The sequence below is a fragment of the Aestuariivirga sp. genome, from assembly GCF_041738905.1.
Classification (GTDB): domain Bacteria; phylum Pseudomonadota; class Alphaproteobacteria; order Rhizobiales; family Aestuariivirgaceae; genus Aestuariivirga.
In genome coordinates this window covers 1-7,465 of sequence record NZ_JBGSOZ010000048.1, presented here as the reverse complement: position 1 = coordinate 7,465, position 7,465 = coordinate 1, and the positions used below count along the sequence as shown (strand labels likewise).

Sequence of the window (7,465 nt, the reverse complement as noted above, 5' to 3'; positions counted from 1 at the left end):
CACCGAAACCGGCGGCGGAGGCTGCCGCTCCCGCCGCAGCGCCGAGCCCCGGACCGACCTTCTCCGGTCCCGACCTTCCCGTCGCCCCTCCCGAATCCATGGAAGTGCCGCCCGGCATGGAAATGGTGTCGATGACGGTGCGCGAGGCGATCCGTTCTGCCATGCAGGAAGAGATGCGGCGTGACCCGGACGTGTTCCTGATGGGCGAGGAAGTGGGCCAGTACCAGGGCGCCTACAAGATCAGCCAGGGCATGCTGGACGAATTCGGGCCGAAGCGTGTGATCGACACGCCCATCACCGAGCACGGCTTCACCGGACTTGCCGTGGGCGCGGCCTTCGCTGGCTTGAGGCCCATTGTCGAGTTCATGACCTTCAATTTCGCGATGCAGGCCATCGACCACATCATCAATTCCGCTGCCAAGACGCTCTACATGTCGGGTGGCCAGATGGGCTGCCCCATCGTGTTCCGCGGCGCCAACGGTGCCGCCGCCCGCGTCGCCGCCCAGCACAGCCAGGACTATGCCGCATGGTACGGCTCCATTCCGGGCCTGAAAGTAGTGATGCCCTATACGGCGGCGGACGCGAAGGGCCTGATGAAGGCGGCGATCCGCGACCCCAATCCGGTCGTCTTCCTCGAGAACGAAATTCTCTATGGCAAGAGCTTCGACGTGCCGAAGATCGATGAATGGATCGTTCCCATCGGCAAGGCCCGCGTCGCGCGGGTCGGCCAGCATGTGACCATCGTCTCCTTCGGCATCGGGATGACCTATGCGCTGGCCGCTGCCGACAAGCTCGCCGCAGAGGGCATCGAGGCCGAGGTCATCGACCTCCGCACCATCCGCCCGATGGACCTCCCCACGGTGGTGGAGAGCGTCAAGAAGACCAACCGCTGCGTTTGCGTGGAGGAGGGCTATCCGCAGTTCTCGGTCACCTCAGAACTCGCCGCCCAGATCATGACGCATGCCTTCGATTACCTCGACGCGCCCGTCGCACGCGTCGCCGGCAAGGACGTTCCCATGCCCTATGCGGCCAATCTCGAAAAACTGGCGCTGCCCAATGCCGATGAGGTGGTCGCCGCAGCAAAGGCCGTTCTCTATGTCTGATCACGATCATCACCATCACGACCACAGCCACGATATTCACCCGCACCAGTTGCAGCCGCCGCATGAGGTGTTTCATGACCCGAAGGCGGGTGAAGTGGCGCGCGCCTGGATCACCGGCGGGGGCTTAAGCCTCTCGCTCCATGCCATGGCCTTCGGCAAGGCCGAGGTGTGGGGCCATGTGCTCGCCGGCATGGCGCAGCAGGTGGCGCAGGCCTGCGAGGAAATGGGCCACGGCAAGGCTCATGAGAATTTCGCGGCGATCCGCAAGGTGCTGAACGAAGACCTCAACAAGGTCGCGGCACAGCTCTCGCCGCTGGCGAACAAGTCATAAGGTTTGGTGGAAACGAAGCGGCAGCTGAGGAGAGAACGCAACACGGGAGGTTGACATGGGACAACTCGCTTTCCTCGATGAGGACCGGCTATTTGACGGAGAATGCATCCGCTTCAAGGGCCGGGACGGGGATGATGAGGTGATGTGCGGCGTGACGCTCTATGCGTTGCAGCATTGCGACCCGCATGTGCCGAAGCATGGGCTGGTCGGTTCCGAAGTTTTTCTCGATGCGTTCGACCGGCTGCTGACCGAAATCCACCACGCCGCGCGCGACAAACATGCGCGGGGCCTCCGCGAGACGGATGGTCCCGTGCAGATCATGGTTCACCGCCAGGACCTAGCACCCTGAAGGTGAATGCCAGACGAAATGGGGAAGACCGACGATGCCAGTGAATGTCCTGATGCCCGCCCTTTCGCCCACCATGGAAAAGGGCAAGCTTGCCAAGTGGTTGAAGAATGAAGGCGATACGGTGAAGTCCGGCGACGTGCTGGCCGAGATCGAGACCGACAAGGCCACGATGGAAGTGGAGGCCGTGGACGAAGGCACCATCGGCAAGCTGCTGGTGGCGGCGGGCACCGAGGATGTTCTGGTCAACACGCCGATCGCCGTCATTCTGGGCGAGGGCGAGAAAGTGGGGGATATTGCGGCCAGCCCCTCACCCGTCGCGGCCAAGGCCGCGCCACCCTCTCCCGCAAGGGGAGAGGGAAGTCCAACCGCTGCTCCTCCCCCCTCTCCCCTTGCGGGAGAGGGGGGCGCACAACGTGCGCCGGGCTCTGGCACCCGCGTCTTCGCCTCGCCGCTCGCCAAGCGTATCGCCAAGCAGAAGGGGATCGACATCGCGGCGCTGCTGGGATCGGGCCCGCATGGCCGCATCATCCTGAAGGACGTCGAGAACGCGAAGCCCGGTGCAGCCCCCGCTGCAGCGCCGAAAGCCGCCGCCGCGCTGGCGACCCAGCCCTCCGACGAGGCCGTGCTCAAGCTGTTCGAGGCCGGCTCCTACGACCTCGTGCCGCATGACGGGATGCGCAAGACGATCGCCCGGCGCCTCACCGAGTCGAAGCAGACGATCCCCCATTTCTATGTCTCGGTGGATGTCACCCTCGACAACCTGCTGGGCTTGCGCGAGCGGCTCAACCTGCAAGCGCCGAAGGACAAGGAGGGCAAGCCCCTCTGGAAGATCTCGGTCAACGACTTCATCATCAAGGCCATGGCCATGGCAATGGTCAAGGTGCCGGATGCCAATGTCTCGTGGACCGACAGCGCCATGGTGAAGCACAAGCATGCCGACATCGGCGTGGCCGTGTCGATCCCCGGCGGCCTCATCACGCCCATCGTGCGCAAGGCCGAGACCAAGGGCCTGGCGCAGATTTCAGCCGAGATGAAGGACTACGCGGCCCGCGCCAAGGGCCGCAAGCTGAAGCCCGAGGAATATACCGGCGGCTCGGCGGCGGTCTCCAACATGGGCATGATGAACGTCAAGAACTTCGCCGCCATCGTCAACCCGCCGCATGGCTCCATCCTCGCCATTGGCACCGGCGAGCGCCGCCCGGTGGTGCGCGGCAATGACATCGTGATCGAGCAGCAGATGACGATTACTCTGTCCACGGATCATCGCTGCATCGACGGCGCGCTCGGGGCGGAGTTCATCGGGGCGATCAAGATCTATCTCGAAGAACCCGGGCTGATGCTGGTGTGAGGAATTCAAGATGAAAAACATTCTCGCATTCGGCGACTCGCTCACGTGGGGTTTCAAGGCTGGCGAGTGGACGCGGCATCTGTTCGATGTCCGCTGGCCGAACGTGCTGGCGAAGGGGCTTGGCGGCAAGGCGCATGTGATCGAGGAGGGGCACAATGGCCGCACCTCGATCTATGACGACGGCACCTGCCTCGACAACCGCAAGGGCTCCGACGCGCTGCCCATGCTGCTGGCCACGCACCAGCCGCTCGACCTGGTCATCATCTTCCTCGGCACCAACGACATCAAGTTCGCCGCCCGCTGCCGTGCCTTCGATGCGCGGATGGGCATGGTGCGGCTGGTCGAGATCACGAGGAGTTTCGGCTACCTCCCCGCCTACAAGGCACCGGACGTGCTGATCGTGGCGCCGCCGCCGCTGTGCGAAACACAAGACGAGTTCTTCAGCAACCTGTGGAACCACGCCATCCCGGAGTCGAAGCTCTTCGCGCATCACTACGCCATCGTGGCGAAGGAAATGGGCGTTCATTTCTTCGATGCGGGGCAGGTGGCCAAGGCCGACCCGACCGACGGCGGGCATCTCGACGCCGCGAACACGGCGGCGATCGGCACGGCACTGGTGCCGGTGGTGAAGGGGATTCTGGGGATCTAGCTTCCTTCTCCCGTCCGCAGGATGGGAGAAGGGAAGAAGGAGAAGAAAACATGGCCGACAACAGTTTCGACATCATCATCATCGGCGGCGGACCGGGCGGCTATGTGGCGGCAATTCGCGCGGCGCAACTGGGCCTGAAGACAGCCGTGGTGGAGCGCGAGCATCTGGGCGGTATCTGCCTCAACTGGGGCTGCATCCCGACGAAAGCGCTTCTGCGTTCGGCCGAGATCTTCCACTACATGAAGCATGCCAAGAACTACGGGCTTTCCGCCGACAACATCAGCTTCGACGCTGCGGCCGTGGTGCAGCGCTCGCGCGGGGTTTCGGGCCGGCTCAACGGCGGCGTCACCATGCTGCTGAAGAAGAACAAAGTCACCGTGATCTGGGGCGAGGCGAAACTGACGAAGCCGAACGAGGTGGTGGTGGCGAAGCCTGCGAAACCCGCCATGCAGCCGCAACACCCCGAACCCAAGGGCGCGGCGGGTGCCGGAACCTATACGGCAAAGCACATCATCGTTGCGACGGGTGCGCGTCCTCGCGTGTTGCCGGGCCTTGAGCCCGACGGCAAGCTGGTGTGGACCTACTTCGAGGCCATGGTGCCGAAGGCCATGCCGAAGTCGCTGCTGGTCGTCGGCTCAGGCGCCATTGGCATCGAGTTCGCGTCCTTCTACAATGCCATGGGCGTGGACGTGACGGTGGTCGAGATCATGGACCAGATCATGCCGGTGGAAGACGCCGAGATATCAAAGATCGCGCAGAAGCAGCTCGAAAAGTTCGGCCTCAAGATCAGGCTGGGCGCCAAGGTGGCGAAGCTGGAGAAGGGTGCCGATAGCGTCACCGCGACAATCGAGGCGGGCGGCAAGTCGGAGACGCTCACCGTCGACCGTGTGATTTCCGCGGTGGGCGTGCAGGGCAACATCGAGGGGCTGGGTCTCGAGGCGCTGGGCGTCAAGACCGAGAAGGGCTGCGTCGTCATCGATGGCTATGGCCGCACCAATGTTCCGGGCGTCTATGCCATCGGCGACGTGGCAGGCCCGCCGATGCTGGCCCACAAGGCCGAGCATGAGGGCGTCATCTGCGTCGAGAAGATCAAGGGGCTCGATGCGCACCCGATGAAGAAGGAACAGATTCCGGGTTGCACCTATTGCCACCCGCAGGTGGCGAGCGTGGGCCTCACCGAAGCAAAGGCGAAGGCCGCAGGCTTCGAGTTGAAGATCGGGCGCTTTCCGTTCCTCGGCAATGGCAAGGCCATCGCGCTTGGTGAAGACCAGGGACTCGTCAAGACCATCTTCGATGCCAAGACGGGCCGTCTGATCGGTGCCCATATGGTGGGCGCGGAAGTGACCGAGCTGATCCAGGGCTTCGTGGTCGCCATGGGGCTGGAGACCACCGAGGAAGAGCTGATGCACACGGTGTTCCCGCATCCCACGCTGTCCGAGATGATGCACGAGAGCGTGCTCGATGCCTATGGCCGCGTCATCCACATGTAGGTTTCGTTAAGGGACGAGGCGCAGTCTGGGCCGGAATGGACCAGACTGCCGCCATCCTCGATGCCTTCGACGTGCTGGACGTGGTGCTTGCCGTGTTCGGCGCAGCGATTTTCAGCTTGTGGTTCGAGCGAGGGAAGAAGTTGGGCGGCCTGCTCTCTGGCGCGCTTGTCGGCGGGCTGGCGAAGCCCGCAATCGCCATGCTTGTCGGCTCAGGTCTGATCTTCGCTGCAAGCGGAGGTGTGCCCGAAATCAGGCAAACCCCGGAACAGCAACAGAAAACCCTCGATTTCTGGACGAAAGGCGCCGTGAAATCTCCTTGATGCACGGGCAGGGCTGGGCCATATCTGGCATCATCCAACTGTGGGGAACGCGACATGAACAACCTGATGGATCTCGGCGGCGGCGTGGGCTGGATCGGCACTTTGCTGATTGGCGGACTGGCCGGATGGATCGCCGAGAAGGTGATGAAGACCGACCAGGGCATCATCATGAACATCATCGTCGGCATCATCGGCTCCTACATCGGTGCCTTTCTGGCGAACGCGTTCAACATTCAGCTCGGTGAATTCTTCAGTGGCTGGTTCTGGGGCAATCTCATCGTCGCGGCGATCGGCGCCATCGTGCTGCTCTTCGTCGTGAAGCTGGTCAGAAGCCGCTAGAGCCCCATGGTCACCATCCTCGACGCCACGACGAAGCCGCGCCACCCCGAGAAGGCGCACAAGCCCGATACGCCGATCCTCAAGAAGCCGGAATGGATCAGGGTGAAAGCGCCGGGATCGCCGGTATTTGCGGAAACGCAGAAGATCGTGCGCGAGAACAAGCTCGTCACGGTCTGCGAGGAGGCTGGCTGCCCCAATATCGGTGAGTGCTGGTCGAAGAAGCACGCGACCTTCATGATCATGGGCGACACCTGCACTAGGGCCTGCGCCTTCTGCAACGTGAAGACGGGCATGCCGGACGCCCTGACGCAGGACGAGCCCGAGAAGGTGGCGGACGCCATCGCCCGCATGGGGCTCGAACACGCCGTCATCACGTCCGTCGACCGCGACGACCTGGCGGACGGAGGTGCCAATCACTTCGCGCGCACCATCCGCGCCATCCGTTCTGCGTCACCGAAGACCACAATCGAAGTGCTGACGCCTGACTTCCTGAAAAAGGAAGGCGCGCTGGACATGGTGGTCGAAGCGAAGCCCGACGTGTTCAACCACAATCTCGAAACCGTGCCCTCGCTCTACCTCAGGATCAGGCCCGGTGCCCGCTACTTCCATTCGTTGCGGCTTCTGCAGCGGGTGAAGGAACTTGATCCGACGCTGTTCACCAAGTCGGGCATCATGGTGGGCCTGGGCGAGACCCGTGAGCAGGTGATGCAGGTGATGGACGACATGCGCTCGGCCGACATCGACTTCATCACCATCGGGCAATATCTCCAACCCACCCGCAAGCACGCCGCCATCGACCGTTTTGTGACGCCCGATGAATTCAAGGGTTATGAAACCATCGCCTATGCCAAGGGCTTCCTCATGGTGGCCTCTTCGCCGCTCACACGCTCGTCGCATCACGCGGGCGAGGATTTCGCAAGGCTGAGGGCGGCACGCAGCAAGCAATCCGGAAACTGACGAATGCCGAAGTTCAATATCTCCCGCAAGGTTCCGTTCAGCGTGGAACAGGTCTTCGCGATCTCCGCCGATGTGGGCCAGTACCGGACCTTCCTGCCGCTGGTGAAGCGATCCGTCGTGCGCAACCACGAGCATCTCCCCGATGGACGCGAGACATTCGAAGCCGATCTCACCGTGCTCTACAAGAAACTCGGCATCGAGGAGACGCTGACGAGCCGCGTCACCGTGGACCGCACGGCCCATACCGTCGTCGCCGTGTCGACAGAGGGGCCGGTGAAGCACCTCAATTCGGAATGGCGCATCCTGCCGGCCGAGCCCGGCCACTGCGAGATCAACCTCACGGTTGACTATCAGTTGAAGAGCCGCACGCTGCAGTTCGTGCTGTCCGGCATGTTCGACATGGTGGTGCGCCGCATGATGAATGCTTTTGAAGACCGGGCATACAAACTTTATGGCGGGTCGAAGGCCGCAAGTTCATAGGCCATCGCGATGGCCTCGACGGCCGTCTCCAGCCTGACCCGGCCCCGCCCGATGTCGCCCAGCCGCAAGGCTCTGTGAATGACCTCGCCGCCGCGCCGC

General features: G+C 63.0%; 10 protein-coding genes. All 10 read left to right on the top strand.

Annotated elements, in window-relative coordinates; all coding sequences use genetic code 11:
* Positions 1 to 1,103: pyruvate dehydrogenase complex E1 component subunit beta (locus ACEW8Q_RS04030; RefSeq protein WP_373502767.1), on the top strand; the 1,103-nt coding region annotated here is incomplete at its 5' end.
* Complete coding sequence (locus ACEW8Q_RS04025; RefSeq protein ID WP_373502766.1) at positions 1,096 to 1,434, top strand: DUF5076 domain-containing protein; 339 nt, start codon at positions 1,096 to 1,098, stop codon at positions 1,432 to 1,434. The genes ACEW8Q_RS04030 and ACEW8Q_RS04025, both read left to right, overlap by 8 nt.
* Before the next feature lie 55 nt (positions 1,435 to 1,489).
* Positions 1,490 to 1,783, top strand: a complete 294-nt coding sequence (locus ACEW8Q_RS04020) for a hypothetical protein (RefSeq protein ID WP_373502765.1) — start codon at positions 1,490 to 1,492, stop codon at positions 1,781 to 1,783.
* Positions 1,784 to 1,817: 34 nt separating this feature from the next.
* Complete coding sequence (locus ACEW8Q_RS04015) at positions 1,818 to 3,131, top strand: pyruvate dehydrogenase complex dihydrolipoamide acetyltransferase (RefSeq protein WP_373502764.1); 1,314 nt, start codon at positions 1,818 to 1,820, stop codon at positions 3,129 to 3,131.
* A gap of 10 nt (positions 3,132 to 3,141) precedes the next feature.
* Positions 3,142 to 3,780: an SGNH/GDSL hydrolase family protein gene (locus ACEW8Q_RS04010; RefSeq protein ID WP_373502763.1), complete on the top strand. Its 639-nt coding sequence runs from the start codon at positions 3,142 to 3,144 to the stop codon at positions 3,778 to 3,780.
* A 50-nt stretch (positions 3,781 to 3,830) separates the two neighbouring features.
* Positions 3,831 to 5,270, top strand: a complete 1,440-nt coding sequence (gene lpdA, locus ACEW8Q_RS04005) for a dihydrolipoyl dehydrogenase (protein ID WP_373502762.1) — start codon at positions 3,831 to 3,833, stop codon at positions 5,268 to 5,270.
* A gap of 35 nt (positions 5,271 to 5,305) precedes the next feature.
* Positions 5,306 to 5,590: a hypothetical protein gene (locus tag ACEW8Q_RS04000; RefSeq protein WP_373502761.1), complete on the top strand. Its 285-nt coding sequence runs from the start codon at positions 5,306 to 5,308 to the stop codon at positions 5,588 to 5,590.
* A 54-nt stretch (positions 5,591 to 5,644) separates the two neighbouring features.
* Positions 5,645 to 5,929, top strand: a complete 285-nt coding sequence (locus ACEW8Q_RS03995) for a GlsB/YeaQ/YmgE family stress response membrane protein (protein ID WP_373502760.1) — start codon at positions 5,645 to 5,647, stop codon at positions 5,927 to 5,929.
* 6 nt (positions 5,930 to 5,935) lie between these two features.
* A complete protein-coding gene (gene lipA, locus ACEW8Q_RS03990) occupies positions 5,936 to 6,886 on the top strand; it encodes a lipoyl synthase (protein ID WP_373502759.1) in 951 nt (316 codons plus the stop codon).
* A 3-nt stretch (positions 6,887 to 6,889) separates the two neighbouring features.
* Positions 6,890 to 7,366 (top strand): type II toxin-antitoxin system RatA family toxin, encoded by a 477-nt coding sequence (locus tag ACEW8Q_RS03985; RefSeq protein WP_373502758.1) that lies wholly within the window; start codon positions 6,890 to 6,892, stop codon positions 7,364 to 7,366.
* The last annotated feature ends 99 nt before the right edge of the window (positions 7,367 to 7,465 follow it).